Genomic DNA, 26,267 nt, shown 5'->3' with positions numbered 1-26,267 from the left:
GACCGCCGCCGGTGACGGAGATCCCAATCAGGGCCGAAAAACGCCCGGTAATGTCGAAGGCTCAGGTCAATCATCTCTGTCCTTTCCGAGCATCCCCGCCCGGCTGATTGGATCGTGATCGACGGCAGGTCTCCTGGCTTGCGGATATCTGACGATCATCTGCCTTCCCGCGATGCATGTTCGCAGTGGCATGGCCTTGAAGCCTTCAGAGGTGAACAGCGGGCTGGTCACTCCTGGATGATCGGCAATCCGCTCACAGTTGCGGGGGCAGCCACGGTCTAGGTCCCTTTTGGGTCGTCCTCACCGTGTTCCCTATTAATCCCCGCGGAGTCTTCCTTGGGGAACCGTCGCATCCAGTTACGCCGGACTGCCCATCCCCGTCAAGAAGACGGCTTTAACGAAGTTATAAAGACGCTACCGCGCCGCCAGTCGAAACCGGCAGCAGCCCCCTATGCCGTTTCCGCGAGCTCGACGCGATTTCTTCCGGCAGCCTTTGCGCGATAGAGCGCCTTGTCGGCCGCTTCGAGAACCTGCTTGAAATCGACCGACGGCTCATGGGAACAGGCAATGCCGAAGCTGGCGGTGACATGGATGGCCTCTTGGCCGAACATCAGGACCGTCGTCTCGATGTCGGCGCGGATCTTCTCGGCGACGATGCCGGCCGCTCTCATGTCGGTGTTCGGCAGCAGGACCACGATCTCCTCGCCGCCGTAGCGGGCAGCGATGTCGGTCTTGCGAGCCGTCAGCCGGATCACATCCGCCACCCGCGCCAGCACGGTATCGCCGAAGGAATGCCCCCAATTGTCGTTGATCTTCTTGAAGTGATCGATATCGAGCATGATGATCGAAAAGGGAATCCGCCTCGTTCCAGCTTCTTTGCTGCAGCGATCGCCTTCCCGCTGCAGCACACGGCGATTCGGAAGCTTCGTCAGAGGATCGAGGGTCGCTTCATTCTCGAGTGCGCGCAGAATGCCGATGCGGTAGCTTTCTTTTTCAAGCAGATCCGAGAGCAGCATAACGCCGAGAATGTTGACGATCGTCACCGGAAGCGTCGCCGAAAGGAGAAGTTCACGCGCGACCGGCCATGGCAGGAAGACGAGCACGACGAGCGAGGTCGTCGTTGCCAGGCCGAACAGGGCCGAGCGCTTCCATCCGGTGCCAGTCAATTGCCGCGGCAGCAGCGTCAAAAAATATCCTGCGGTCGCAACGATCAGAATGCCGGCGATTCCGGCCATGGCCCCAATCCCGCCAACCAGATAGCGAAACACGCCCATCATAACGGCAGCAACCACTGTACCGACCGCGCCTCCGTAGATCGGCGTCAGAACAAGCAGAATCGAGCGGCCGTCCTGGAACACGCCGGGCATAAATCGAATGGGATCGCCCATCGACAGAATACCTCCCAGGCCAAAGAGCAGTCCGACCGCGACAGATTTCAAAACGCCGCGCTCGATGGTTCGGGTGACCCAGGAATAGGCGTAGACGATGATCGCCACCTGCCCGAGGACGCGCACCAGGGACGGCAAATGTGTTTGAATCTCCATCACTGTCCCAAACCCTCGCATGGACCCGCAGCAAATTGCCGGCACGGGTCATAGTCAACATCAAAAAGCAATACCAAACAAATTCTGCGAGACGGTTTATAAAGCCTCTCGCCTCCGAAAAGCGCTGTTGTACCGCTCGAATTGGAGCAGGCAACGATGATCATCGCGATGACCGAACTTTCAAAGTGACGCGCATCATTATGGCAACACTCGATGCTTGCGAGCGGCAGTGCCCAACATCATAAATTTTCTGAGGAGCGCGAGCATGAAGAGGAACAAAATTATTTGAAAGGTAATCGAAGGGATGGCGAAACTGGACAGACTGCCGTGATGAAAAGGCGACCCGGCCTATCGAACCTATTTGGAGCTTCGCGTGGGATGGTCAAGCACGGCTTGGCTATTTGAGCCATCGCTTAAGAAGAGGGGCAGCTTTTCGGCGTCGGATCACAATCCGCATTTTTGTGGAATATTGCAGGCCGATGCCCGAGGGACAGAGACGCGGCAAGCTGCTCAACGGCAAGTGCTTTTGTCATTTTCCTCTGCTACAGTCCTGCGGCAATCGCCGGCGGCGGGACAGCCGGCCGATATAGCGCAGATGACGCAAGCGGGCGCGGATGCACATCTGACCTCGCCATCTCTGCGACCTCGGCCAGCTCCCGAAACAGTGTCGGCCGTCACGAGGCGCAGGCCTCGAAAGCGCAACTGGGGAGACGACTGTATGTGGCGAACGATACGTGTTGTGATTGGCATCGTGATCCTGGCAGCGCTTGGTGTCCTTCTATGGTTTGCCACACGACCGCCGCCACTTATCGTCCAAGGTGAAGTTTCAGCCAATCGCGTCGACATCAGCCCGCGTGTTTCCGGCCGGGTTGCGAAGCTGAATGCCGATGTCGGCGACAATGTCGAGCGCGGCAAGGCAATCGCTGAACTCGAGAGCCCGCAGCTGACCGCCGCTCTGCACATGTCCGAAGCCGCGCTTGCCGTTGCCCAGGCCGATCTCGTCAGGGTCAACAGCACGCGACCGGAAACCATCGCGGCGCGGCAGGCCGAACTCGCTGCCGCGGATGCGGACGTCAGGCTGTACCAGGAAGACTCGGATCGCCAGGCAAAACTGATTACGACCGGGGCCTCGACACAATCGCGCGTCGACGAAACGACCCGGAACCTCGAAGCCGCGATCCGCAAACGCGAGTCTGCCCAGGCCAATCTCCAGCTCGCCGTCGCCGGTGCCAGCAAGGAAGAAAAGGCCCTGGCGGCAACGCAGGTCGAGCAGGCAAAGGCTTCGCTCAACCAGCAGCAGACCGATTTTCATGAATTGACGATCCTCGCGCCGATCTCGGGACAGGTGACCACGCGTGTCGCCGAACTCGGCGAGAATTTTTCGGCAGGAGCCCCGATCTTTTCGCTGATCGACCTGCAAAACCCGTGGTTCACCTTCAATCTTCGCGAGGATCTGCTGAAGGGCCTGAAGGTTGGCGACAGCTTTGACGTTACCGTTCCAGCCCTCGGCGACAGCAAGATCACCGTAAAAACGACCATGATCAACGCTCAGGGTCAGTATGCGACCTGGCGCGCCACACGGGCGACGGGGGATTTCGACCTTCGCACCTTCGAGGTACGGGCAACCCCGGCCCAGCCCGTAAAGGGCCTGCGCCCCGGGATGAGCGTCATTGCATCCTGGCCGCCGGCGGAGCGTTGACATGATGGCGAAAGGGCGGTTGCGCCCCGGCTTCCTGACGGTCTTCAGAAGGGAATTCGATCGTCTCTGGCGCCGCCCCTTCCTGCTGTTCCTCACGACCATCCTGCCACTTCTGCTGATGGGGGTGCTGGCAGCCGTCTTCAGCGCCGGCCTTGCCACGCGGTTGCCGATCGCCGTGCTCGATCTCGACAATACCGATCTTTCGCGAACGATCATCCGCACCGTCGACGCCACACCGGATACGGCCGTCATCCGCAATGTCAGCGACCTCGCGGAGGGCAGGCGGCTGATCCTGTCCGGCCAGGTTCATGGCCTGTTGATGCTGCCGCTCAACCTTGAGCGCGATGTCCTTTCCGGACGCCGCCCCGAAGTCGTCTTCTTCTACAACACGCAGACGATGACGACGGGCAATCTGACGCTGCGCGGCGTCAGCGCCGCGGTTCCCTCCATTGCAGCCGGCATCCGTCTGTCGCTCAGAACAGCCGAGGGCCAACCCGTCGATGCCGCCGAAAAGGCGCTCGCGCCCATACCCGTCCAGGTCAATCCGCTCTTCAATCCGACGCTCAATTATGCGCATTTTCTGCTCGCCGCTCTGCTGCCGAGCGTATTGCAGGTCATTATCGTCACGACGATGGCTTATACGATCGGGCTTGATGTCGAAACGGTGCATCGCCTGCGCCTGTTGCGGCGCCTTGGCGGAGGATTGTGGCCGGCGATAGCCGGAAAGATACTCCCTTATACGCTGTTGTTCCTGGTGGTTCTCGGCATTGCGGACTGGGTTCTTTTCGGGGCCTTGGGCATGCCGTTGCGCGGCAATCGCTACCTGCTTGTGCTGGCGGGTGTCCTGTTTATTCTTGCCGACCAATTCATCGGCGTGCTCTTGGCTTTGCTTATTCGGCCGATGGCGAGTGCGATCAGCATCGGAACGCTGTTGATGGCACCGGCCTTCGGCTTCATGGGCATCGGCTTCCCGCGCATCGGCATGAATGCCTTTGCCTATTACTGGGGGCAGATCATCCCCGGCACCTGGTATCTGATGGCGCGCATCGACCAGACCATTCGCGGTACGCCAATTGATCTTTCCTGGAAACCGATTGCCGTTCTGCTCTTCATGGTGCTTCTGCTTGCGAGCCTGACGGCATTGCGGTTGGAAATAATCCGCGCACGGCGGCGACGCCAGATGGAACAAACGGCCGCCGAGGGGAGGGTCGCGGGATGAAGTCAGTTCTCACCGTCTGCCGTATCGAGCTCGGACGCGTTCTATCACTGAAGCCTGCCTTTTCGGTGTTGATCGTCGCCACCATCATCTATGCCGTCCTTTATCCGCAGCCCTACCGCACGGAAGCCCTGCGTCATGTGCCGATTGCCGTCGTCGATCTCGACGGCACCGACAGCAGCCGCGAACTTGCCCGGCGCGTCGATGCGTCCGCGGATGTGGCGGTCGTCGCCGTCCTTCCGGATCAGACGAGCGCCGAGCGCGAGGTCCATGCCCGCAACCTCTTCGGCATTCTCGTCATTCCGCAATATTTCGAGCGCGATCTGCTGCACAATCGACAGTCGCCCGTCGCGCTCTACGCCGATGCCAGCTATTTCCTGATCTATCAGCGCATATCCGGCGGCGTGACCGCCGTTGCAAAGACCATGGGGGCGGAGGTCGAGACGGCTAGGCTGATTGCCGCAAGGGTCGATCCCAGAATTGCCGCCGCAGCCTCGGACCCCATGCCTTTGACCGCCGTGCCGCTTTTCAATCCGCAGGGCGGATACGCAACCTATATCCTGCCGGCCGCTTTCATTCTCATCATGCAGCAGACGCTGCTTATCGGCGTCGGATTGCTTGGCACCTATCGAAACGATGCGCTGAAGACCGGGCCGGCGGCTTCGATCGGGCCGATTTCGGTCGTTGCCGGAAAGCTGCTCGCCTACCTGATCCTCGAAGCGGTCGTTATGCCCTTCTACCTCATTGTCATTCCCTATCTCTACAATATCCCGCGTCTCGGCACACCGCTCTCGATCTTCATCTTTGCCCTGCCCTTCGTGCTGGCCGTCAGTGCGCTCGGATTGGTTATCGCCGGCCTCTTCCGCAGCCCCCTGACGGTGCAGCTTGTGTCGGCAGCACTCGGCATACCCTTCCTCTTCCTTGCCGGTTTTTCATGGCCGACCGAGGCGATGCCACCCCTCCTGCATGCCATCGCGACGGTGTTGCCGAGCACCTCCGCTATCAACGGCATCGTTGCCGTCTCGCAGCTCGGTGCGCCCCTACCCTACGTCCGCCAACCATTCCTGACGCTATGGATATTGGCGGCCGTCTATACCGTGATCGCCATTCTGCTGGAGAGCAGAGGCCGGCAGCGCCTGGCTGCCAAAGCCTAGGAGTTTCCGGCGCCGCATCTCCCTGACGTCGTGCACGATGGAACTAGAGCGGTTCAGTTTTTCACGGAATCTGAGAACCGCTCACACTTATTGTTTTTACGCAATTCCGGACGGAAAACCGCTGCGCACTTTTCCTGGAATTGCCCTAGATCCGCCGGCAGGAATTGCCGGGGACGAATTTCGGCGTCAGCACGAAATCCTGCGGCGGCTCGACCGCGCCTTGCGGGTTGGTGATGCGGTGCATGAGCCGCCTTGCAATGATGCCGCCGAGCGCCAGCGTATCCTGAACCACCATGGTGATGCGCGGCGTGATGACCGAGCTCCACTGCACATTGTCGATCATGGCAAGCGAAATGTCTTCCGGACAGCGGAAGCCCAGTTCCTGCATGGCCTGCAGCGCCGAAAGCGCAACCGTATTGTTGGCGCCGAGAATCGCTGTTGGACGCTCGGGCTGAATCAGCAGACGCATGGCCGCCTCGTAGCCGGCGGTGCGCGTGAACTGCCCATCAACGACGAAATTCGAATTCACCTCGACACCGGCATTGGCCATGGTCTCGGCAAAGCCGCGATAGCGTTCGGTTGCCGTATGCATATGACTCGGGCCGGTGATGAAGGCGATACGCCTGTGACCGAGCTGGAGAAGATGCTCGGTCAGCATCGCGCCGGCAAGATAGTTGTCGGAGCCGACGAAATCGCGCTCGATGCCCGCGACCTTCTGGTCGAAACAGACGATCGGTACGTTCAGGCTGGCTACGAAATCGAGGTACTCCTGGTCATAACCCGACGGCGCAAGCGCCAGGCCGGCGGTCTTGAGACCGATCAGATGCTCGACCATCGCCCTCTCGCGTGCCGTCTTGCCGGAGGAGTCGGTGACAACGACGAAATGCTCGTGATCGAGCGCGTAGTTCTCCAGCTCGCGCCGGATATCCCCGAAAAACGGATTGCCGACATTGCCGACGACGAAGCCGATCATGCGGCTGCGCCCTCGCGCCAGGCTCTGCGCAAGCGGATCGGCGACGAAACCGACTGAGGCGATCGCCTGACGAATTTTTTCCAGCGTCTTCGGGCTGACACGCGCCGGATTGCTCAAAGCCAGCGACACCGTCGAGACGGATACGTCAGCGAGTTTGGCGACGTCGCGAATTGTGGCCATAAATTTTTCGAACCGTTTCTATCGCCAACAACCTTCCATTTGAAGGTATTCCCTCAGTTGAGTCCCTGTCACAAATCTAGCATTTGTCGGCCACGAAGCAATATGCGGAAAGAGATTTCAACAGCGCACTTGACATGCCGGACGATAGAATCAATGATTAAATCGAACCGGTTCGATAGAGCTGAAAATCCTGGGAGGATAATGTGAGCGACGCAGCGATCAGTAGCGGCCGTAATATGGCCGACGGCAAGGCATGGTTTGGACACGACCGCTTCGGCATGTTCATCCACTTCGGACTGTACGCCCTCGGCGCACGCCACGAATGGCTGAAAAACCGCGAGGAATTCACCACCGAGGCCTATCAGAAGTATTTCGAGAACTTCGATCCCGATCTCTACGACGCCCGTGAATGGGCACGTCGCGCTCGCGAAGCTGGCATGAAATATGTCGTCTTAACCGCCAAGCATCACGAGGGCTTCTGCCTCTGGGACAGCAAGGTGACCGACTACAAGGTCACCAACACGCCCTATGGCAAGGACCTGATCGGCCCTTACGTCGAAGCGCTTCGCGCCGAGGGGCTGAAGGTCGGCTTCTATTATTCGCTGCTCGACTGGCATCATCCGGATTTCCCGATCGACGCGCATCATCCGCAGCGCAACCATCCCGATGCCGCCGCGCTCAATGAAGGTCGCGACGTGAAGCGCTATGCCAAGTATATGCGCGACCAAGTGAGCGAACTCCTGACGAATTTCGGCAAGATCGATGTGATCTGGTTCGACTTCAGCTATCCCCGCCGCATCTATAAGGGCCTGCCCGGCAAGGGCCGCGCCGACTGGGAAAGCGACGATCTCATCAAGCTGGTGCGCCAGCTGCAGCCCGACATCATCGTCGGCGACCGTCTCGACCTGCCACGCGATGCCGACCACATGCCCGACCTCGTCACGCCGGAACAATATACACCACGTGTCGCCCCGACGATTGCCGGATTGCCGGTGCGCTGGGAAGCCTGCCACACCTTCAGCGGCTCCTGGGGCTATTATCGCGACGAAACCAGCTGGAAGGATGCCGGCCAGCTCATCAATATCCTGATCGATACGGTGTCTCTCGGCGGCAATCTTCTGATGAATGTCGGCCCGACCGGCCGCGGCACCTTCGACGCCCGCGCCATCACGGCGCTCGACACCTATGGCGAATGGATGCGGCTAAACGGCCGTGCGATCTACGGCGCCGGACCTTCAACCTACAAGGCTCCGAGCGGTTGCCGCTTCACCCAGAAGGGCAATCGGCTCTATCTGCACATCCAGACCTGGCCGTTCCGTCACATTCATATCGAAGGACTGGGGCGTAAGGTCAAATATGCCCAGTTCCTGCACGACGCCAGCGAGCTTCATTGGCTCGACCCGGATGCCGAAGTCGATTCCAACATCGGCGTCGCCGTCGGCGAGGGTATTCTGACCCTGGAGCTGCCAGTTCTGAAGCCTGACGTCGTGACGCCGGTCATCGAACTGATCCTCAAAGATTAAGGAGATAGCCAAGCCCAGCCGCCCGGTGCCGTCATGAGCCGCGAAGCCGAACTCATTGCCGCAATGACCCCGTTGATCGCCGATCTGGCCGAAGACGGCAATGGCGCCGTCGCGCTTGCCGGATCGCGCGGCAAGGGCAGGTCCGATGCGCAATCGGATTTCGATTTCCGCGTCTATGCCGATGCCTACCGTGGACCGGAGGTTCGGCAGACAGCAGCGTGGCAGCGTTTCGATGCGGCGCTGCGGAGATGGCAGGCCGAAGGCATCCGCATGGATGGCGTCTGGATGCGGCGGTATGCCGGCGTCCAGCGCGACCTGGACTCCTGGCTTGCCGGCATCGTCGTGCCCAAGAGCTTCGAATGGACGATCTGGGGCTATCACCTGCCGACGGATCTTGCCAGCCAGCAGATCATCGCCGATCCACGGGGTTTGCTGGCCGGCTGGAAGCAGCGGCTGGCGCAATATCCGGAAGCGCTCAGAGCCTCAGTCCTCAACCAATACATGGATATCCTGCGTTATTGGGCCAGGGACTATCACTATGAGAGCAAGGTCGTCCGCCGCGATCTCGTCTTTCTCGTCGGACTGACGGGCAAGCTTGCCAACGCCATCCTGCAAACCGTCTTTGCCTTCAACCGGGTCTATTTTCCGGGCGATGGCTGGAATTTACCCATGGCAGCCGAACTCGAACGGCTGCCGCCTGACTTTCTCCAGCGGATGACCGCCATTCTGGAGCCGGTGCAAGGCCCGGACACATGGCGGCGTCAGCGAACCGAACTGATCGGCCTGATCGCCGACCTGGAGGCCATGATCGCGGCGTGAACAAGCCGCAAACCAAGCCGGAGGGGAGCGTCCGGATAGTGATAAACATCACTGCAACGAAAGTCATTAAGGAGGAGGAACCATCATGAAGCGTTCATTGATCTTTGCCGCCGCCCTTGCGGCGAGTTCTCTACCTGGCATCGGCGCGCAAGCGCAGGATGCTCCCGTGACCCTGACCTGGCAGATGTGGGGAGAGCCCAACGATGCGCAGCTCTGGCAGCAGCTGGCCGATCTCGTCACCCAGCAGTATCCCGATATCAAGGTCAAGCTGCAGCTTTCGGGCTGGACGGATTACTGGACGCGGCTGCCCGTGCTGGCCGCATCGGGACAAATTGCTGATATCGTCTCGATGCAGTCGATGCGCGTGCCGAACTTCTACTCGCTCCTGACCCCGCTCGATGATTATGTGAAGAAGAGCGACGTGAAGATTGCCGACTTCGAGACATCGATCATGTCCGGCCTTTCCCGCGACGGCAAACTCTATGCCCTGCCGTATGACGTCGGCCCTTGGATGATCTTCTACAATCGCGACAAGTTCGCCGCAGCCGGTTTGAAGGAACCCGCCAAGGACTGGACGTTCGATGATTTCAAGGCCGATGCCAAGGCCCTGACCAAGGACGGAACCTATGGTTACGGCACCCAGGCCTTCGACTTCATCGCCGGCCCCGTCGCGCTCGGTGCCGACTATTTCAACGCCGACAATGAATTCGACCTCACCAACGCCGGCTTTGTCGACGCGTTCGGCAAGTATGCCAATCTCACCGCCAAGGACAAACTCTCGCCGGTCTTTGCATCTGCAGCCGATGCGTCGGCCGCAAGCGGCCGCTTTGCCTCGGGCAACGTCGCCATGTATATCGACGGCCCGTGGTCGTTGATTACCGGGCAAGCCAATGCCAATTTCAAGATCGGCATCGCGCCGCTGCCGCGCGGAAGTGGCCCGTCGCGCTTCATCACGGCCGGCTCGGGCTGGGGTATTTCCGCCACCAGCCAGCACAAGGATGCCGCCTTCAAGGCGCTGCAGGTGCTGACAGGCCCGAAGGCCGCCGAAATCCTCGGTTCGGCCGGGCGGGCGCTGCCGGCGCGACTTGCGCAGCAGACCGCCTGGTATGACGGAGCCGCGAAGAACGTCAGCGGCACCCGCGACACGCTGCAATATATGTTCGCCCATACCACGCCGTTCCGCATCAACGAGAAATGGAACCAGTTCGAGAATCTGGTGATGCAGTACGTGCCGCTGGCGCTGACCGGAGACTCGAAGCCCGAAGGCGTGCTCGGCGACATTCAGAGCCAGCTTCCGTAGTCCGGGCACCTGGCCGGCACGTCGTGGTCGGGCCTATAGGCTCGACCACCGTGCCCTTGCCGAAAAGGAGAGGCCCATGATGCTGGGCAAACACACCGACATGATCGCAAGACCAAGGCCACGCTCGCGCAAATGGTTCAGGGGCGAGGGTTGGACGGCCTTGTTCTTCCTGCTGCCGGGTCTGATCGGCATCGTCCTGTTCCTCGTCCTGCCGATCCTGGCTTCGATCGCGCTGAGCTTCACCAATTGGCAGCTGCTCGGCACGCCGCGTTTCGTCGGCTTCTCCAACTATCTGCGCCTGTTCACGACCGACCCGCAATTCTGGACGGTCTTGCGCAACACCCTCTTCTTTACGGTCGAGTATCTGGTGCTCAATATCGTCATCTCGCTCGGGTTGGCGACATGGATTTCGAGCCTGAAGATCGGGCAGCGCTGGTTCCGCGTGATCTTCTTTCTTCCGACGTTCACCCCGCTGATTGCCGTCGCCATGGTCTGGATGCTGATCTTCACCAGCGGCGGCCTGTTCGACAACCTGATGGCTGCCCTGTCGCTGCCGTTTTCGGGCGTTCTCAACGATCGCGCGCTCGCCATGCAGGCTGTTGTCCTCACCTCGATCTGGGCCGGCGTTGGCTACAATACCGTTCTCTTCAACGCCGCCCTCGACATGGTGCCGGCAACCTATCTCGAGGCGGCGCGGATCGACGGCGCGACGGCCTGGGACCGTTTCTGGAAAATTCGCCTGCCGCTGATTTCGCCGACGCTGTTCTTCGGCACCGTCATGACGGCGATCACCTCGCTGCAGGTCTTCGACCAGATTTTCGTCATGACGAAAGGCGGCCCGGGATCGTCAACCGCGACGCTCGGCTATGCCATCTACCAGCGCGGCTTTCAAAATTTCCAGATGGGCTATGCCTCCGCTATCGCTTGGGTGATGTTTGCGCTGATCATGGCGCTGACGGCCCTGCAATTCTGGTTCCAGCGCAAATGGGTGCACTATGACGCTTAGATCCCAAAGCAGAGCACGCCGAAAGCTGGCATTCGACATCGTCAATCACGCGGCACTTGGACTGGTGGCACTCGCATTTCTGTTTCCCTTCTTCTGGATGGTCTCGAACGCAGTACGCTCGAATGCCGAGGTAACGGCGATACCGGTGCATATCCTGCCCGAGGTCTTCGAATGGGGTAATTTTGCCGCAGCCTGGACCCGGCTGCCCTTCGGCCGCTTCTTCCTGAACAGCGCGGTTATCGCCATCTGCGTAACCGCAATCACCGTCGTCGTCTCCTGCCTCTCAGGCTATGCCTTCGCACGGCTGAAATTCAGGGGGCGCGACACGCTGCTGCTCGGCTATATCGGCACGCTGATGGTGCCGCCGTTGATGCTCATCATTCCGCTGTTTCTGATCGTCAACAAGCTCGGCCTCGTCAACACCTTCCCGGGCGTTATCCTGCCGGTCTCCTTCGGCACCTTCGGCGCATTCCTGATGCGGCAGTTCTTCCTCTCAATTCCGATGGAGCTGGAGGAAGCAGCAAGGATCGACGGTGCGTCGCGCCTGCGAATCCTCGTCAGCATCATCGTGCCCCTGTCGATGCCGGCGATCGGACTTCTGTCGCTCTTCACATTCATCGGGCAATGGAACAATTTCCTCTGGCCGCTGATCGTCATGACCGGTGCCGACAATGCCACCCTGCCTGTCGGGCTCACCCTGTTTCAGACGCAGCAGGGCACGCAGTGGAACTACCTGATGGCCGGCGCCACTCTGTCCATGCTTCCAGGCATCTTCCTCGCGATCATCCTGCAAAAGCTCATCTACAACAGCATCGCCCTCAATGCGGGCATGGGCGGGCGCTAAAGCGCCGGCCGACAATTTCGGGAGAGAGATCCATGGCGAAACTGACCATTCGCAACGCCATCAAACGCTACGGCGCACTCGAAGTGCTGCATGGCGTCTCCGTCGCCGCACAGGACGGAGAATTCGTCGTGCTTGTGGGACCTTCGGGCTGCGGCAAATCCACCTTGCTGCGCATGATCGCCGGGCTGGAAAGCATCAGCGACGGCGAGATCGAAATCGGCGATCGTATCGTCAATGATCTCGAACCCAATGAGCGCGATATCGCCATGGTGTTCCAGTCCTACGCGCTCTATCCGCATATGACCGTGCGCGACAACATGGCCTTTTCGCTGAAGCTTGCGCGCCGCAGCCGCCAGGAGATCGAGCAGAAGGTCAACGATGCCGCCGCGATCCTCGATCTTACCGCCCTGCTTGATCGCTATCCCCGGCAATTGTCGGGCGGGCAGCGTCAGCGCGTGGCGATGGGGCGCGCCATCGTCCGCAACCCCGCCGTCTTCCTCTTCGACGAGCCGCTTTCCAATCTGGATGCAAAACTGCGCGTGCAGATGCGCACCGAAATCAAGACGCTGCACCAGCGGCTCGGCACCACCATGGTCTATGTGACGCATGACCAGATGGAAGCGATGACAATGGCCGACCGCATCGTCGTCATGCGCGGCGGCCATATCGAACAGATCGGCTCACCGCACGAAATCTACGATGCGCCGGCTAACAGCTTCGTCGCCGGCTTCATCGGATCGCCATCGATGAACTTCATAGATGGCCTCATCGCCGACCGAAACGGGACCTTGGAATTGCAGGCTGCGGAAGACCTGCATTGGCCGCTGCCGGAAAGCGCCCGCCGCCATCTCGGCCGATCCGTCCAGCTCGGTATCCGGCCGGAGCATATCGCTGTGGATACCAGCGGCGTGCATGCCAAAGTGATCGTCATCGAACCGACCGGCTCGGACACACATCTGCAATTGCAGGCCGGCGCCCAATCGATCGTTGCGGCGGTCAGGGACCGTCCTTCAGTCTCCCCGGGCCAGCCTATCCGGCTCAAGATCGATCCGATGAAGACGCATCTGTTCGATCCGGCGAATGGTGAACGTCTGCATTGAAATCAGCTTCACCTCGCAGACGCTTCTCGTCGAGCGAGCCCGGCTCCGTCAGAACTGGCGCAAACGTGCTATCATGCGCGCAGCGCCGCAGCCGGACTGGAGCGCAGGGCGCTGAATGCAGGCACGATCGAGATGATCGCCGCGATGGCGGCAAAGCCTCCGATAAGCCATAGGTCATCGAAGGTAAAACCGACCGGCAGGCGCACGGCCGTCGACGCGGCAAGCCGGGCCGATATCGTCAGCGCTGCGAGATAGCCAAGGACGATGCCGAGCGCGATGCCGGCGGCAAACAGGATGAAGAGCTCGCCCCAGACAAGCGCGACGATCGAGCGGACCGGCGTGCCGAGCGCCCGCAAGGCGCCGATCTGCCGACGCCTGGACCCGACATGCATGATCGTCACCAGGACGATCGCGGCAATGACGATCGCTTGCGTTCCGAGCGCAATCGCCAGGAGGAGACTGCGGGCATCGCCAAGCGTTGCATAGAGCCTCGTCAGCACCTCAGCCGGAAAGACGCCGAGCGTCGTGCCGCTTCGGTATTCCTGCCTTAGACGGTAGGCATCGGCAATCGTCTTCGGCTTGACGAGCACGGCCGGAACGCCAGGCGTTTGCGCGTCGAAATGCTCGTCCAGCGGCGCATCGGCATTGAGATGACCATGCTCGTGTTCATGGTCTTCGCGGCGATCTTGATCGGAACGGCCTGCGTCATGGGCCTCTGCCGCATCACCATCTTGGTCGTGATGATCCTCGCCGTGCATGCCGTGCAACTGCCAGACAGCACGGATCGGCACAAGGATTGCTCGGTCCCAGGCGGTGCCCGTCGGCGCCATGCGGCCGGTGATCTTGTAGGCGATGGCCGTATGGGTCTCGTCGCCCGTCTCTGCCGTACCGTGCATCGGTTTGATTTCCGCACCCGTCGACAGGGCCACATCAGAACCAACCACCGCTTCGCCGAGACGCGAGAACATCGCCCCTTGCGAAAGCGACGGCGAGAGCGATGAAATCAGGCCCGTCGTTGTGCCGACGATCGGATGTCCGTAGGCGGAATCGCCGAAGCCGACCGGGGCCGCCAGTTCGACACGCGGATCGTTGGCAAGCCGGCCAAGGACGGCTCCTTCCATCAGCGGCAGCGGCGCCGGCTGCAGGAATACGGCCGAAAGCGCCAGCTGCGTCTCGCTGCCGGCGGCTCCCACGAGCAGATCGAATTTCTCCGCAGCGCGTGCACTGCCGAGCCGAACGGCCCGCTCCTGAAGCGTGACCGTCACGCTCAAGGCGACCGACAGGGCAATCAGCACCACGACAGCCAATGCCCCGCTCCAGAAACGCCTGAGATCGGCAAGGATGAACGTGATCATTGCGCGGCAACCTCTTGGCTGTCTTCCTCAATGCGCCCGCTCGCCAGATTGATGCGGCGGCCAAGACGCTCGGCAAGTGCGGCGTCATGCGTGACGACGATAAGCGTCGTCCCCTCCTCAGCGGAAAGCTGAAGCAGAAGTTCCGCAACATCGTTGCCCGCTTGGCGATCTAGGCTTGCGGTCGGCTCGTCCGCGACGATGACCCCGGGGCGCGACAGAAGAGCGCGCGCAACGGCGACGCGCTGCATCTCGCCGCGTGACAAGGTTTCGATCCTCTGCTGCGGTCGGGCGATGCCGGTCATGGACAGCAGCTTGAGCGCACGTTCCCGCTCGTCATTCGCGAGACGCCGCGCCAACTTGATCGGCAGCACGACATTCTGGAAGGCAGACAGGCCGGGAAACAGATGGAAGTCCTGCATGACGAGACCAATATTGCGGGCGCGAAAGGCACTCCGCCGGCCGGCGGAGAGGCGCGTGATCTCCGTGCCGCTCCAGGACACGGTGCCGCCCGTGACGTCTTCGAGCCCAGTGATGGCATTGACGAACGTGCTTTTGCCCGAACCGGACGCACCGGTGATCGCGAGCCGGCCACCTGCCGGCAGATGAAACCGATCAATGGTGAGGACCGGCGCGGCCAGACCCGGGAAATGCATCTTCAGGTCGGAAACATCGAGAGTGAGCATAGCGTTCAGACGGTCTTGAAGGAGGCGTCCTTGAGACGCAATTGGCTGATGAAGCCGGTTTCGGGATCGGTCCAGGAGCCGAATTCCAGCACGCCCCGCGCCATGATCGGCGCGTTGAATTGCACGAACGTCTGCTTGGAAGAGAGATAGACGACCACGATATTGTCAGGCCAGTCGGCATCGGAAGAGCAGAACGGGCAAAGCGACATCGGAATTTCCGTCAGCACGAAGAAGGCGGCCTCCGCCTTCAAAGGCGGTGCCATGAAGCCGTTGATCGCCACATCCTTGCCGTTCAGCTGCTTCACCTTGTCGGAAAATTCGAGCCCGAGCGGGCCGAAGCTCTTATAGAGTTCGCCGAAACTCAGCTTTTCCGCGGCATTTGCTGCGATGGCAGAGGCCATCAGAGGCAGCGCGGCAGCGGCGGTCAGCAGCGTCCGCCGGCTGACGACAATCGTCTTTCTCTGAGACATGAGAACCCCCCATGAAAGATGGAAAGACAGGCGGCTTCCCGGCCGCCTGTCCAAAGTCAGAGCTATCAGCGGACCTTACATTTTCGTGGAACCGAGAGCGAAGGTGTCGGCCAGCACTCGATAGACGTCGCTCTGCTCCATGTAGCCACGGAAGCCTTCCGCACCCGGGCCGGCGGCCTGCAGCACGATATCGTCCACGGCATGAACGCCGCTGTCTTCATCCTTCGGAAGGTTGCCCTGAACGAAGACGGCACCGGGCACGTCCTTGTAGGCCTCGTTGGCAACATATTCCTTCTTCTCGTTCTGGATTGCCGGAACGAAAGGACCGTCGAGCTTCGGGCGGAAGGTCTCGTAGTGATCCGGGCCGTTATTGGCGGCAAGGAACAGACGACGGGAAACGTCGACGCGGTCCGGATAGCCGTCACCATCCTTATCTTCATAGTTCGGGAAGCCGGCGGCAGCGTAAGTGCCGACCTTCTCGCGCATTTCCGTACCCGGCTTATTATCGTCGACCGTGCCGATGATGGATACGCCATGCGTATGGTCGCCGGTGACGACGATCAGCGTGTCCGGGTTCTTGGCCTGGAATTCACGGGCAACGGCAACGGCCTTGTCGAACTCGATCGTATCGAACAGTGCGCGATCCCAATCCAGCGGATGGCTCATCTTGTCGATGGACGCGGCTTCGATCATCAGGAAGAAGCCTTCCGGATTCTTGGAAAGCTTGTCGAGCGCCACCTTGGTCATGTCGACCAGACCCGGCTGGTTCGGGAACTTGCCGACTGTGCCCTTCTTCAGGAATTCGCGGTCGAGCGTGACGTCGAGGTTGCCGGTGTGGAAGAGGCCGAGCAGCTTGTCCTGGTTGGAGCCGGCGGCCGTCACCAGTTCGTTCTTGTCGGTGGCAACCGCGTAGCCGGCATCCTTGAAGAGCGCGATATAGTCCTTATCGTCCTTGCGCTTCGAGCCGGGGACGCTCTTGGCCAAGAAATAGGCCGAACCGCCGCCGAGCAGCACGTCCGGCTTGACGTCGTACATCATGCCGACGATCTCAGCCTTGTCGGAGCGCTTGCGCGTATGCGAAACCAGCGCCGCCGGCGTCGCGTCCTCGACTTCGGAAGTGGTCACGATGCCGAGCGACTTCTTGCCGGTGCGGCGCAGAGCTTCGCCGATCGTTTCGACCTTGGGATCGTCCAGGCTTGCCGGCGTGCGGTCGGCATAGACGCCAAGCGCGTTCACGGCAGACTTGTGGCCGGTCATGTAAGCAGACATCGTATTGGCGCTATCAGTCGCGATGGCCGATGTCGAGGACGTGCCGATGAAGGCAACCGGCGGAACATCGTCCATGGCGAGACGGCCGTTGGCCTTGCCTTCGGTCATGCCCTTGGACATGATACGCGCGCCGGTACGATGTGCGACGGAAAGACCGTCGCCGAGCAGGAAGATGATGTTCTTGGCCTTGGGCGCAGCCGACGTGGCATAAACATCCCAATTGACCGACTTTTTCTCATCGCCGGCCGCAACCTCGACCTTGTACTGGCCGGGCTTTGCGAGCTTGATGCCACGCAGGATCAGAGCCGATCCGAGAACCTTGTCTTCGGCACCCTTTTCCTCGGCAACGAAATCGGCAGCCTTACCGAAAACGGCGTCGTAGCTCTCGCCGTTGATGGTGATCTTCACGTCTTCCGGCTTGACGACCTTGCTGAATTCGACCTTGAAGTCGAAGGGTGAGCCAACGAGTACCGTTGCCCGGTCCAAAGGGTAGACGGTTGCAGCATTGGCGGCCCCAGCCAATACGGTTGCCGACACCATAGAAAGAAGAAGTTTACGCATTTGATACCCCCGCGTCTTGGTTACTTCCTCCTCACCCTTATAAAAGCCAGATGACAACTACATAAAAATACGCCAACTTTCTGCAACCGGGAATTCCAGGCGGCAATCGCTAAGGAATAATGATTGTATGGGCAGCATCTAAAAAACGACGCCGAACAGACGGATTGCCTGCCCGGCGACATCATCGGATTATGCCCCTGGCCTTTCGCTAAAGCTTTGCGCGGTCCGGATGCGCCGCCTGAAATGCGGGCAATTCGGAGCATCGTCTATCGACCTCGACGACACGTTTGAGATCGGTAAGGTCCACGCCCCAACGGCGGGCGTTGTAGACCTGCGGGACGAGACAGATATCCGCCATCGTCGGCGTATCCCCGAAGCTGAATGGGCCATCGAAGCCGCTCAACATGGCCTCGAGTTTGTGAAGTCCGCCGGAGATGAAATGCCTCATCCATTCCTCGCGAACCTCAGCCCTGTCCGATATGGTCGCGACGTAGGCTGCGACATGAGTGTTGCATATTGGATGAATATCCATCGCGACCGCGTAGGCGAGTGCTCGCACATGCTGCCGATCTGCGATGGCTGCCGGCATCAACCCGCATTCCGGCCGAAGCTCGGCCAGATACTCGATGATGGAGAGCGATTGCGTCATGATCTTGCCGTCGATTACCAGCGTCGGCACGAAGCCCTGCGGGTTGAGCTTGAGATAGTCCGGGCTCCGCTGTTCGCCATCCAACAGGTTGACCGATACCGATCTGTAGCTCATTCCGAGCATGTGGAGCGCGATGCGGACGCGGTAGCTCGCCGACGATCTCCAATAATCGTAAAGGACGACCTCGCTCATCGTGACTGCGGTCCTTCATATTTCCGCACGGTCTGCTCGATCGCCCCGAAGATCGAATGACCGGCACGGTCATGCATCTCGATGCGGACCTGATCGCCGAAGCGCATGAAGGGGGTCTTCGCCGACCCGGTTCCGATCGTTTCGATCATACGGATTTCGGCGATGCAGGAATAACCGTCGCCGCCATTTTCGACGGGCTTGCCCGGCCCGCCATCGCGCTTGTTCGACACGGTCCCCGAACCGATGATCGTGCCGGCGACAAGGCTGCGGGTCTTGGCGGCATGGGCGACCAGCTGACCGAAATCGAATGTCATGTCGACGCCGGCATTCGCCTTGCCGAAAGGTTTGCCGTTCAGCGCGACCAAGAGCGGCAGGTGCAGCTTGCCGCCATCCCATGCATCGCCCAGCTCGTCGGGCGTGACCGCGACCGGCGAAAAGGCCGAAGCCGGCTTGGACTGGAAGAAGCCGAAGCCTTTTGCCAATTCCTGCGGGATAAGGCCGCGCAGCGACACGTCGTTGACGAGCATCACCAGGCGGATTGCCTGCCGGGCAACCTCGGGGCTGGACCCCATGGCGACATCGGCGACGATGACGGCCACCTCGCCTTCCATATCGATCCCGTAGGCCTCGTCGGCAGCGGCGATCGGATCACGCGGCGCAAGAAAACCATCCGAGCCGCCTTGATACATCAGCGGATCGACCCAGAAACTCTCGGGCATCTCGGCATTGCGCGCCTTGCGCACCAGTTCCACATGGTTGACGTAGGCCGAGCCATCAGCCCATTGATAAGCCCGGGGCAGCGGCGAGGCGGCATCATGTTCGTGAAACCGGATCGTCGGCTGGGCGCCCGTTTCGATACCCTCGGCAACACGCGCAAGTCTCGGCGCCACATGCTCCCAGTCGTCGAGCGCTGCTTGCAGGGTGCGGGCGATATGGCCGACCTCGGAGCAGAGGGTGAGATCGCGCGAGACGACGACAAGCCGGCCGTCTCTGGTGGAGTCTTTCAAAGTCGCAAGCTTCATGTTCCGGTCCCACTGTCAGAGAATGCGAACGCCCTAAAGGGCGAAACGCGCTTTAGGCCCCTAATTTTTCGCATGTCGTTGCCGCAAAACCGCTTCACACTTTTGCGCGACATGCTCTGTCTTCACTTGATGCCCGGGGTGCCGTCAAATCTCCGCTCCAGATTGTCCCAGCACTCCAGATAATCGTCCTGCAGCGTTTCGAGCTCGGCGGCATATTTCGTCAGCTGCTGAGGAAATCTGGTCTCGAACATGAAGGCCATGGTGTGATCCAGCTTCACCGGCTTCAGCTCGGAATTGGATGCCTTTTCGAAGCCGGAAGCGTCAGGCCCGTGCGGCAGCATCATGTTGTGCAGGCTCATGCCGCCAGGCACGAAGCCCTTTTCCTTCGCATCATACTGGCCATGGATGAGGCCCATGAACTCGCTCATGATGTTGCGATGATACCAGGGCGGGCGGAAGGTGTGTTCGGCCACCAGCCAGCGCGGCGGGAAGATGACGAAATCGACATTCGCAGTCCCTACGCTTTCGGTCGGAGCTGTCAGCACGGTGAAGATCGACGGATCCGGATGGTCAAACAGGATGGCGCCGACCGGAGAGAAGGTCCGCAGGTCGTATTTATAGGGGGCGTAATTGCCGTGCCATGCCACCACATCGAGCGGCGAGTGGCCGATCTCGGTGACATAGAATTTTCCGCACCATTTGACGTGCACGCGGCAGGGCGTTTCCTTGTCCTCGAAGGCGGCTACGGGCGTCTTGAAATCGCGCGGATTGGCCAGGCAGTTCGCGCCGATCGGCCCGCGATCCGGCAGCGTGAACTTCGCGCCGTAGTTCTCACATATATATCCGCGCCAGACTTTCTCGTCGCCGATGCGGGAGACCTTGAACATCATGCCGCGGGGGACGATGCATATCTCCGAGGGCTCGACATCGATGATGCCCATCTCGGTGAACACCCTGATGGCACCGACCTGCGGTACGACGAGCAGCTCGCCATCGGCATTGAAGAAGTAGTCGTCGGCCATATCCTCGTTGAAGACATAGGCATGTGCAGCCATGCCGGCCTGGGTCAGGACGTCGCCGGCGGTGGTGATCGTGCGTATCCCTTCCAGGAAGGTCAGCTGCTCCGTCGGTGCCGGCAGCGGATCCCAGCGAAGCTGGCCGAGCGGAAGCGAGTGATGGTCGAGGCATGGCGCTGTTTTCCAGAGCGGATAAGAGGCGTTCGAAAAGCGCCGTGTGTGGCGCACGCTTGGACGGATGCGATAAAGCCAGGAGCGTTCGTTCGTTCCGCGCGGCGCAGTGAAGGGCGAGCCGGAGAGCTGCTCGGCATAAAGACCATAATTGCACTTCTGCGGGCTGTTTTGGCCCTGCGGCAATGCACCCGGCAGCGACTCCGTCTCGAAGTCATTGCCGAAGCCGGGCATATATTGCAGCTTCTCCGACGCCGCTGCCTGGCGGTCGGAAGCCTTGGATATTGTTTGGTCCATCGCTCAACTCCTCCCTGAAATGCCGGCGACCCGGTGCAGGCACCGGGTCGTATAAGGATCACTCGGCTGCCGTACCGATGACGCCGCGCTTGATCTGATCAGCTTCGATCGACTCGAAGAGAGCACGGAAATTGCCTTCGCCGAAGCCTTCGTCACCCTTGCGCTGAATGAACTCGAAGAAGATCGGGCCGATGACGGTCTTGGAGAAGATCTGCAGCAGGATCTTCGTCATACCGCCATTCACCACGCCTTCGCCGTCGATCAGAATACCATGCTTCCTCATGCGTTCGATGGGTTCTTCGTGCCCGTTCACGCGCGCATAGGACATATCGTAATAGGTTTCCGGCGGGCCGGGCATGAAACGCAGGCCGTTGTCGGCAAGCGTATCGGTCGCCTGATAGATATCGTCCGTTCCGACGGCGATATGCTGGATGCCCTCGCCCTTGTACTTCTTCAGGAACTCCTCGATCTGGCTGGTATCGTCCTTCGATTCATTTAGCGGAATGCGGATCTTGCCGCAGGGCGAGGTAATGGCGCGGCTCACGAGACCGGTAATGCGCCCGTCGATATCGAAGAAGTGGATCTGCTTGAAATTGAACAGATCGCGATAGAAGTCCCACCACTTGTCCATGTTGCCGCGGAAGACATTGTGCGTCAGATGGTCGAGATAATAGAAGCCGACACCTTCGGGGTTCGGATTGGCTTCGCCGAGCCAATCGAACTCGGCGTCGTAGGCCGATCCCTTCTTGCCGTAGGTCTCGACGAAATAGAGCAGCGAACCACCGATGCCGACGATTGCCGGTACATCGAGCGCTTTGTCATTTCCCTCATAGGGAACAGCGCCCTTCGCGACGGCATGGTCGAAAGCGTGCTTGGCGTCGACGACCCGCCATGCCATCGACGGCGCAGCCGGACCGTGCTCTGCGACGAATCGAGCGGCATGGCTGCCGGGCTCGGCATTCAGGATGTAGTTGATGTCGCCCTGGCGCCAGACGGTGATGTCCCTGGTCTTGTGCTTGGCGACGGGGACGTAGCCCATGCGCGTAAAGAGCTCGCGCAGCTTCTCGGGCTCGGGATGAGCGAATTCAACGAACTCGAAACCGTCGGTGCCGGCCGGATTATCGGCGGTGATTTCGGACGGCGGTGCGTCATGCGGGAAAGGACCCATTTTCTCCTCCTCGGAAGGCCAAACCTTGATGATGCAAAGTATGGCCCCAAACGCGCGCAAAGTGCTTGCATTCTCTAAACGGAGCGAAAATATTATACACGATCTGTGAGTATTCTGGAAGTTTTACGCAATGGATGAACAGCTCGACAAATTGGATCTGCGACTGCTGGAGGAACTCCAGAAAGATGGCAGGCTGACCAACAATGAATTAGGCGAGCGCATCGCGCTTTCCCCGTCACAATGTTCGCGACGGCGAACGAGGCTGGAGGCGGAGGGCTATATCCGCAGCTATCAGGCCAACCTCGATCGGCAGAAGCTGGGTCTGGATATGCTGGTGGTCATCTCGGTGACGCTCGCCACCCACAACAGGGACAATGCCCGCCGATTTTCCCAGCTGATCAACGGGCTGCCGGAAGTGCTGGAAGCCTATGCGCTGACGGGCGAGATGGATTATCACCTGAAGGTCGCAACCCGCGGGCTCGCCGGCCTGTCGCGCTTCGTCAACGACGTGCTCTTGCCCCACGAATCCGTGCAGCATGTGAAGACCTCGATCGTTCTCGACACGCTCAAGACTTTCGAAGGCTTTCCGGTGCCGCTGTCGCACACCTGGCACGGCGACGGCATGAGATAGGAAAAAACACTCGAGGCCGGGTTTGTCGCGTTCGCCCGCGCCTTTTGGCACAGGCGATCTTTTCAATCCCGCCAACGACCGCCACCCTGGCGCATCCCTACCAATCCTCTTTCAATCGTGCTTGAAGAGACGTCTTTAGACAGGAGCGGGGAGGTCGGCTTGCATGACATGCATGGATGGACAAGTACGACATTTTGACGAATTTGCCGATGTTCTGCTTAGATGTCATCACCTTTACCGCCCAAGCATCGATTCCATTGCGCTGCGGAACGCGGTCGAAAGCAGGCGCCAGATCGAGATATTCGATTACAGCAGCTCCGCCGATGCGTTTACCCGCGCCTTCGGGATGCGCAACTCGCTGAAGTGCCTGCAGGCGCTCGTCAATGTCGGAAGCAGGATCCGCAGCTATCGGAAAGTGTGCGATCTCGGCTGCGGCTCCGGTTCTTTCAGCCTTGCCTTTGCTTTTCTCGCCGATAATGCCGATCTCGAACTTCATGGACTGGATGCCTCGCAGAGGCAGCTCTCGCTCGGCGAGGAACTTATCTCGGCGGCCCGGCTTCCCGGCAAATTCGAATTCGAGCGGCGGAACCTGCCGGCGGAGATCGGCTATCTCCCGGATCTGACCATCTCCTCCTACTGGTTCTGCGAGAACGAGCATGTCATCGTCGATCCCATCCTGTTTGATCTTTTGGTCGGGAGAGAAATGCTGATCGTCGACTATGAGAAGATTATCGACCGCATCATGGCTTGCCTTCCAAGAGGCTTTCGCGTTCTCGCGCGGCACAGCACGAATGTCGAAATTCCGGCAGCGCTCGCCGAGTTCGTCGCTCAGGAACGCGCAAGCGTCCACAGCATCCATATCGGCCGGACGGCAGACTGGTGAATGCAACGCTCGGCAAGCGGAGCCTATGAGGTGGGACTTGCCGTCGGCTCGGTTTTCTCCATCTTAGGCATCGACCGGCCAACAAAGGCTCCAGAAGTCGAAACTCGCGTTCCGATCCCGCAGAACTTGTTCGCACAAAGGATTTCATCTCCCATGACCTTTCGCCCTTCGACGCTCACCCGAGCTGCAACTCTGGCCGGTGCGGCCGCCATCGTGCTGGGTGCACAGGCATCGGCAGCGCAGGATCTATCTGCCCCATCGCAATGGCCCGATACGCCGGTCGTGCGGGTGGAAGCCCTTGCCATCCTCCAGACACTGAATGCCGATCTTCTCAGCAATGCGAGCGCCACGCTGACACTCGATCGCTGGTGCGCTTCCCATAAGCTTGCGCCGGCGGGCTCCAGGATCGTGGCGCAACGGGTACGCGGCGAGGACAAGCCGGCCGACGCCCTTATCCGCCAACTGCTGGCGGCTAAACCCGACGAGCCGATCGCCTATCGTCATGTTCGTCTTGCATGCGGAGATCGGGTGCTGTCGGAGGCGGACAACTGGTATGTGCCGGCAAAATTGACGACAGAGATGAACGAGGCGCTGAACACGAGCGACATCGCTTTCGGGCGAGCCGTCCAGGCGCTCAACTTCACGCGGACGAACCTGTCTGCCAAATTGCTCTGGTCTCCGCTTCCCGGGGGTTGGGAGATGGGTGCAGGCCTTCCGGCGGCCGCAACGGGCTCTCTTGCCTTGCCGCCGTTCCTTCTCGAACATCACGCCGTATTGAAGTTGCCGGACGGCACGCCATTCAGTGCATTGATCGAGAGCTACACGCGCGGCGTGCTGGATTTTCCTGCACCAAATACGCTTGCGCCATAGTATCCAGCCGCCTCCGGGCTGGAGGAACAATGTGCCCATCGCTCCGCAAGGTTGCTTCAAGCTTGCGCCGCAAGGGGGAAAAAGCCAGCTTCACACAAGTCACTCTGGCTATCGTCGCGGCATCAGCAACGTGCGAGGAACCAATGAGCATCTTTGGTAGCATGAAAACGGCGGTTTCAGGCATGAATGCGCAGGCAAATCGCCTCAGCGTCGTGTCGGACAACATCGCGAACGTCAATACAACGGCTTATAAGGCAGGATCGGCCAGCTTTTCGTCGTTGATCCTGCCTTCGGGCGGCGGCGACTACAATTCCGGCAGCGTCGAGACGAATGTCAGCTATTCCGTGTCGAAGCAGGGCGACACCATATCGACCTCGTCAAACAGCAATCTGTCGATCCAGGGTGCCGGTTTCTTCGTGGTCCAGGGCGCCGACGGCAAAACGGTTTTGACGCGTGCGGGCGACTTCGCCCCCGATGCAAACGGTAACCTCGTGAATTCCGCCGGCTACACCTTGATGGGTTATTCCTATGCGTCGGGCGCCCCAGCCGTCGTCGTCAACGGTTTCGATGGCCTGATACCGATCAATGTCAATCAGGACGGCCTTGCCAACTCCGCATCGACATCTGGGAGCTTTACCGGCAACCTCAATGCCAACGCGCCGGTTGTTACCTCGGGACTCCCGAGCACCGCCTACACTGGCGCTGGTGGCACGGGGGCGGCTGCTACAGCCAATACCCAGAAGAGCTCGGTTGTTGCTTATGACGCGCTCGGCCACACAGTCATGTATGATATCTATTATACAAAGACACAGGCCGCCAATCTCACTGCTAGTCCGCCGACGACAGATCAGTGGGAAGTGGCGGTATACCGCAATGCCGATGCGAATACGACCGGCGGCAGCTCGTTCCCCTATTCTTCCGGTCCTCTCAACCTTAGCGCTCCTCCAGCTTCTGCGCCGACCAAATTGACGTTTGATGCAAACGGGAATCTTACAAGCGGCGGCACGTTCACCATCAATGATCCAAAAACCGCTGGATCGATCGCGATGGATCTGACCAAGATGACGCAGAAGGCCAGCGACTTCAGCTCGAAGGGATCGACCAACGGACAGGCGGCAAGCCCGGTCACCGGCGTTACCATCGACAAGAGCGGCGTCGTCTACGCCAACTACAAGAGCGGCGATCCGAAGCCGATCTACCAGATCCCGCTGGCAACCGTCGCAAGCCCGGACAAGCTGACGCCGCTCAGCGGCAACGTCTATCAACCAAGCGCCGAATCCGGCGTCACGGTCACGAGCTTTGCCAACAGCAACGGTCTCGGCTACATCCAGTCCAACTCGCTGGAAGCCTCGAACGTCGACCTGGCTGGGCAGCTCACGGACATGATCCAGGCGCAGAAGAGCTACACCGCCAATTCCAAGGTGTTCCAGTCGGGCTCCGAACTGCTTGACGTCCTCGTCAATCTCGCACGCTGAGCCTCTCTCAGAGCGTTGAAAGGGGCCCTTCTGGGCCTCTTTTTTTGTCCGCACGTGCCCGGCCGCCTTCGATGGTCGACAAGCAGCCATATTTGCGCCGCTATACGCTCTGAGTGCTGAGCAAAGCAGCTGGAACAAATCTGATGGTCAGCACGCCATGTGCATCAATACCTCATCATTTTGCGTCGTCGTTAGGA

The 26,267-nt window shown here is 60.1% G+C and carries 23 protein-coding genes and 1 riboswitch; of the genes, 13 read left to right on the top strand and 10 right to left on the bottom strand.

Annotated features, from left to right (window positions below):
• Nucleotides 1–106: 106 nt before the first annotated feature.
• Nucleotides 107–364: riboswitch (cobalamin riboswitch) on the bottom strand.
• An 85-nt stretch (nucleotides 365–449) separates the two neighbouring features.
• Nucleotides 450–1,544 (bottom strand): GGDEF domain-containing protein, encoded by a 1,095-nt coding sequence (locus tag RHSP_RS17940; RefSeq protein WP_051074098.1) that lies wholly within the window; start codon nucleotides 1,542–1,544, stop codon nucleotides 450–452.
• Between the two features lie 718 nt (nucleotides 1,545–2,262).
• Here RHSP_RS17940 and RHSP_RS17935 point away from each other — a divergent pair.
• Genes RHSP_RS17935 through RHSP_RS17925 form a run of 3 tightly spaced genes read left to right on the top strand, consistent with a single transcriptional unit; the run spans nucleotide 2,263 to nucleotide 5,613 of the window.
• Nucleotides 2,263–3,243 carry an HlyD family secretion protein gene (locus RHSP_RS17935; protein ID WP_037152685.1) on the top strand — a complete coding sequence of 327 codons (981 nt, stop codon included), beginning with the start codon at nucleotides 2,263–2,265 and terminating at the stop codon, nucleotides 3,241–3,243.
• Between the two features lies 1 nt (nucleotide 3,244).
• Nucleotides 3,245–4,462 (top strand): ABC transporter permease, encoded by a 1,218-nt coding sequence (locus RHSP_RS17930; RefSeq protein WP_004120327.1) that lies wholly within the window; start codon nucleotides 3,245–3,247, stop codon nucleotides 4,460–4,462.
• A complete protein-coding gene (locus tag RHSP_RS17925) occupies nucleotides 4,459–5,613 on the top strand; it encodes an ABC transporter permease (RefSeq protein ID WP_004120325.1) in 1,155 nt (384 codons plus the stop codon). Before RHSP_RS17930 ends, RHSP_RS17925 begins: the two co-directional genes overlap by 4 nt.
• A 145-nt stretch (nucleotides 5,614–5,758) precedes the next feature.
• Here RHSP_RS17925 and RHSP_RS17920 read toward each other — a convergent pair whose 3' ends face one another.
• Entirely contained in the window at nucleotides 5,759–6,766 is a 1,008-nt protein-coding gene (locus RHSP_RS17920; RefSeq protein WP_004120323.1) for a LacI family DNA-binding transcriptional regulator, read from the bottom strand.
• Nucleotides 6,767–7,002: 236 nt separating this feature from the next.
• Between RHSP_RS17920 and RHSP_RS17915 the strand changes: the two genes are divergently transcribed.
• From RHSP_RS17915 to RHSP_RS17890, 6 genes are all read left to right on the top strand, one after another.
• Nucleotides 7,003–8,289, top strand: coding sequence for an alpha-L-fucosidase (locus RHSP_RS17915; RefSeq protein ID WP_200863271.1), 1,287 nt, complete (start codon nucleotides 7,003–7,005; stop codon nucleotides 8,287–8,289).
• A 33-nt stretch (nucleotides 8,290–8,322) separates the two neighbouring features.
• Complete coding sequence (locus RHSP_RS17910) at nucleotides 8,323–9,108, top strand: DUF4037 domain-containing protein (RefSeq protein ID WP_004120318.1); 786 nt, start codon at nucleotides 8,323–8,325, stop codon at nucleotides 9,106–9,108.
• A gap of 85 nt (nucleotides 9,109–9,193) precedes the next feature.
• Nucleotides 9,194–10,408: an ABC transporter substrate-binding protein gene (locus tag RHSP_RS17905; protein WP_004120316.1), complete on the top strand. Its 1,215-nt coding sequence runs from the start codon at nucleotides 9,194–9,196 to the stop codon at nucleotides 10,406–10,408.
• A 100-nt stretch (nucleotides 10,409–10,508) separates the two neighbouring features.
• Nucleotides 10,509–11,414, top strand: a complete 906-nt coding sequence (locus RHSP_RS17900) for a carbohydrate ABC transporter permease (RefSeq protein ID WP_420820097.1) — start codon at nucleotides 10,509–10,511, stop codon at nucleotides 11,412–11,414.
• On the top strand, nucleotides 11,404–12,258 hold the full coding sequence (locus RHSP_RS17895; protein WP_037152680.1) for a carbohydrate ABC transporter permease: 855 nt from the start codon (nucleotides 11,404–11,406) through the stop codon (nucleotides 12,256–12,258). Before RHSP_RS17900 ends, RHSP_RS17895 begins: the two co-directional genes overlap by 11 nt.
• Before the next feature lie 32 nt (nucleotides 12,259–12,290).
• On the top strand, nucleotides 12,291–13,358 hold the full coding sequence (locus RHSP_RS17890) for an ABC transporter ATP-binding protein (RefSeq protein ID WP_037152676.1): 1,068 nt from the start codon (nucleotides 12,291–12,293) through the stop codon (nucleotides 13,356–13,358).
• A gap of 71 nt (nucleotides 13,359–13,429) precedes the next feature.
• On the opposite strand, the gene RHSP_RS17885 is transcribed toward RHSP_RS17890, so the two are convergent.
• The 8 genes from RHSP_RS17885 to hppD all read right to left on the bottom strand — a co-directional run bounded on the left by RHSP_RS17885 (nucleotide 13,430) and on the right by hppD (nucleotide 22,211).
• Nucleotides 13,430–14,713 carry an ABC transporter permease gene (locus tag RHSP_RS17885; RefSeq protein ID WP_004120285.1) on the bottom strand — a complete coding sequence of 428 codons (1,284 nt, stop codon included), beginning with the start codon at nucleotides 14,711–14,713 and terminating at the stop codon, nucleotides 13,430–13,432.
• Complete coding sequence (locus RHSP_RS17880; RefSeq protein WP_004120283.1) at nucleotides 14,710–15,396, bottom strand: ABC transporter ATP-binding protein; 687 nt, start codon at nucleotides 15,394–15,396, stop codon at nucleotides 14,710–14,712. The genes RHSP_RS17885 and RHSP_RS17880 overlap by 4 nt, the downstream gene beginning before the upstream one ends.
• Before the next feature lie 5 nt (nucleotides 15,397–15,401).
• Nucleotides 15,402–15,866, bottom strand: a complete 465-nt coding sequence (locus tag RHSP_RS17875) for a hypothetical protein (protein WP_004120281.1) — start codon at nucleotides 15,864–15,866, stop codon at nucleotides 15,402–15,404.
• Nucleotides 15,867–15,941: 75 nt separating this feature from the next.
• The gene (locus RHSP_RS17870; protein WP_004120279.1) at nucleotides 15,942–17,696 is read right to left on the bottom strand and encodes an alkaline phosphatase; all 1,755 of its coding nucleotides are present in this window, start codon (nucleotides 17,694–17,696) and stop codon (nucleotides 15,942–15,944) included.
• A gap of 208 nt (nucleotides 17,697–17,904) precedes the next feature.
• Nucleotides 17,905–18,537 (bottom strand): maleylacetoacetate isomerase, encoded by a 633-nt coding sequence (gene maiA / locus RHSP_RS17865; RefSeq protein WP_004120277.1) that lies wholly within the window; start codon nucleotides 18,535–18,537, stop codon nucleotides 17,905–17,907.
• Nucleotides 18,534–19,559, bottom strand: coding sequence for a fumarylacetoacetate hydrolase family protein (locus RHSP_RS17860; RefSeq protein WP_004120274.1), 1,026 nt, complete (start codon nucleotides 19,557–19,559; stop codon nucleotides 18,534–18,536). Before RHSP_RS17860 ends, maiA begins: the two co-directional genes overlap by 4 nt.
• Before the next feature lie 122 nt (nucleotides 19,560–19,681).
• Nucleotides 19,682–21,043, bottom strand: a complete 1,362-nt coding sequence (hmgA, locus tag RHSP_RS17855; protein ID WP_004120272.1) for a homogentisate 1,2-dioxygenase — start codon at nucleotides 21,041–21,043, stop codon at nucleotides 19,682–19,684.
• Nucleotides 21,044–21,101: 58 nt separating this feature from the next.
• Nucleotides 21,102–22,211, bottom strand: coding sequence for a 4-hydroxyphenylpyruvate dioxygenase (hppD, locus tag RHSP_RS17850; RefSeq protein ID WP_004120271.1), 1,110 nt, complete (start codon nucleotides 22,209–22,211; stop codon nucleotides 21,102–21,104).
• A 130-nt stretch (nucleotides 22,212–22,341) separates the two neighbouring features.
• On the opposite strand from hppD, the gene RHSP_RS17845 reads away from it, so the two are divergent.
• From RHSP_RS17845 to RHSP_RS17830, 4 genes are all read left to right on the top strand, one after another.
• Nucleotides 22,342–22,842: an Lrp/AsnC family transcriptional regulator gene (locus tag RHSP_RS17845; protein WP_004120269.1), complete on the top strand. Its 501-nt coding sequence runs from the start codon at nucleotides 22,342–22,344 to the stop codon at nucleotides 22,840–22,842.
• A gap of 163 nt (nucleotides 22,843–23,005) precedes the next feature.
• Entirely contained in the window at nucleotides 23,006–23,725 is a 720-nt protein-coding gene (locus RHSP_RS17840; protein ID WP_004120268.1) for an SAM-dependent methyltransferase, read from the top strand.
• Between the two features lie 153 nt (nucleotides 23,726–23,878).
• Entirely contained in the window at nucleotides 23,879–24,595 is a 717-nt protein-coding gene (locus RHSP_RS17835) for a hypothetical protein (protein WP_037152730.1), read from the top strand.
• 143 nt (nucleotides 24,596–24,738) lie between these two features.
• Nucleotides 24,739–26,070: a flagellar hook protein FlgE gene (locus RHSP_RS17830; protein WP_037152671.1), complete on the top strand. Its 1,332-nt coding sequence runs from the start codon at nucleotides 24,739–24,741 to the stop codon at nucleotides 26,068–26,070.
• Nucleotides 26,071–26,267: the final 197 nt, after the last annotated feature.

This window comes from Rhizobium freirei PRF 81, from assembly GCF_000359745.1.
Taxonomy (GTDB): domain Bacteria; phylum Pseudomonadota; class Alphaproteobacteria; order Rhizobiales; family Rhizobiaceae; genus Rhizobium; species Rhizobium freirei.
This window is presented reverse-complemented; position numbering and strand designations above follow the sequence as displayed.

What these genes read in the sequence shown, in the direction of transcription:
- RHSP_RS17900 (WP_420820097.1), top strand. Translation starts at nt 10,509, where the DNA reads ATGATCGCAAGACCAAGGCCACGCTCGCGCAAATGGTTCAGGGGCGAG.
- maiA (WP_004120277.1), bottom strand. Translation starts at nt 18,537, where the DNA reads ATGAGCGAGGTCGTCCTTTACGATTATTGGAGATCGTCGGCGAGCTAC.
- RHSP_RS17935 (WP_037152685.1), top strand. Translation starts at nt 2,263, where the DNA reads ATGTGGCGAACGATACGTGTTGTGATTGGCATCGTGATCCTGGCAGCG.
- RHSP_RS17890 (WP_037152676.1), top strand. Translation starts at nt 12,291, where the DNA reads ATGGCGAAACTGACCATTCGCAACGCCATCAAACGCTACGGCGCACTC.
- RHSP_RS17840 (WP_004120268.1), top strand. Translation starts at nt 23,006, where the DNA reads ATGACATGCATGGATGGACAAGTACGACATTTTGACGAATTTGCCGAT.
- RHSP_RS17870 (WP_004120279.1), bottom strand. Translation starts at nt 17,696, where the DNA reads ATGCGTAAACTTCTTCTTTCTATGGTGTCGGCAACCGTATTGGCTGGG.
- hmgA (WP_004120272.1), bottom strand. Translation starts at nt 21,043, where the DNA reads ATGGACCAAACAATATCCAAGGCTTCCGACCGCCAGGCAGCGGCGTCG.
- RHSP_RS17930 (WP_004120327.1), top strand. Translation starts at nt 3,245, where the DNA reads ATGATGGCGAAAGGGCGGTTGCGCCCCGGCTTCCTGACGGTCTTCAGA.
- RHSP_RS17845 (WP_004120269.1), top strand. Translation starts at nt 22,342, where the DNA reads ATGGATGAACAGCTCGACAAATTGGATCTGCGACTGCTGGAGGAACTC.
- RHSP_RS17920 (WP_004120323.1), bottom strand. Translation starts at nt 6,766, where the DNA reads ATGGCCACAATTCGCGACGTCGCCAAACTCGCTGACGTATCCGTCTCG.
- RHSP_RS17940 (WP_051074098.1), bottom strand. Translation starts at nt 1,544, where the DNA reads ATGGAGATTCAAACACATTTGCCGTCCCTGGTGCGCGTCCTCGGGCAG.
- RHSP_RS17905 (WP_004120316.1), top strand. Translation starts at nt 9,194, where the DNA reads ATGAAGCGTTCATTGATCTTTGCCGCCGCCCTTGCGGCGAGTTCTCTA.
- hppD (WP_004120271.1), bottom strand. Translation starts at nt 22,211, where the DNA reads ATGGGTCCTTTCCCGCATGACGCACCGCCGTCCGAAATCACCGCCGAT.
- RHSP_RS17880 (WP_004120283.1), bottom strand. Translation starts at nt 15,396, where the DNA reads ATGCTCACTCTCGATGTTTCCGACCTGAAGATGCATTTCCCGGGTCTG.
- RHSP_RS17895 (WP_037152680.1), top strand. Translation starts at nt 11,404, where the DNA reads ATGACGCTTAGATCCCAAAGCAGAGCACGCCGAAAGCTGGCATTCGAC.
- RHSP_RS17835 (WP_037152730.1), top strand. Translation starts at nt 23,879, where the DNA reads ATGACCTTTCGCCCTTCGACGCTCACCCGAGCTGCAACTCTGGCCGGT.
- RHSP_RS17925 (WP_004120325.1), top strand. Translation starts at nt 4,459, where the DNA reads ATGAAGTCAGTTCTCACCGTCTGCCGTATCGAGCTCGGACGCGTTCTA.
- RHSP_RS17860 (WP_004120274.1), bottom strand. Translation starts at nt 19,559, where the DNA reads ATGAAGCTTGCGACTTTGAAAGACTCCACCAGAGACGGCCGGCTTGTC.
- RHSP_RS17875 (WP_004120281.1), bottom strand. Translation starts at nt 15,866, where the DNA reads ATGTCTCAGAGAAAGACGATTGTCGTCAGCCGGCGGACGCTGCTGACC.
- RHSP_RS17910 (WP_004120318.1), top strand. Translation starts at nt 8,323, where the DNA reads ATGAGCCGCGAAGCCGAACTCATTGCCGCAATGACCCCGTTGATCGCC.
- RHSP_RS17830 (WP_037152671.1), top strand. Translation starts at nt 24,739, where the DNA reads ATGAGCATCTTTGGTAGCATGAAAACGGCGGTTTCAGGCATGAATGCG.
- RHSP_RS17885 (WP_004120285.1), bottom strand. Translation starts at nt 14,713, where the DNA reads ATGATCACGTTCATCCTTGCCGATCTCAGGCGTTTCTGGAGCGGGGCA.
- RHSP_RS17915 (WP_200863271.1), top strand. Translation starts at nt 7,003, where the DNA reads ATGGCCGACGGCAAGGCATGGTTTGGACACGACCGCTTCGGCATGTTC.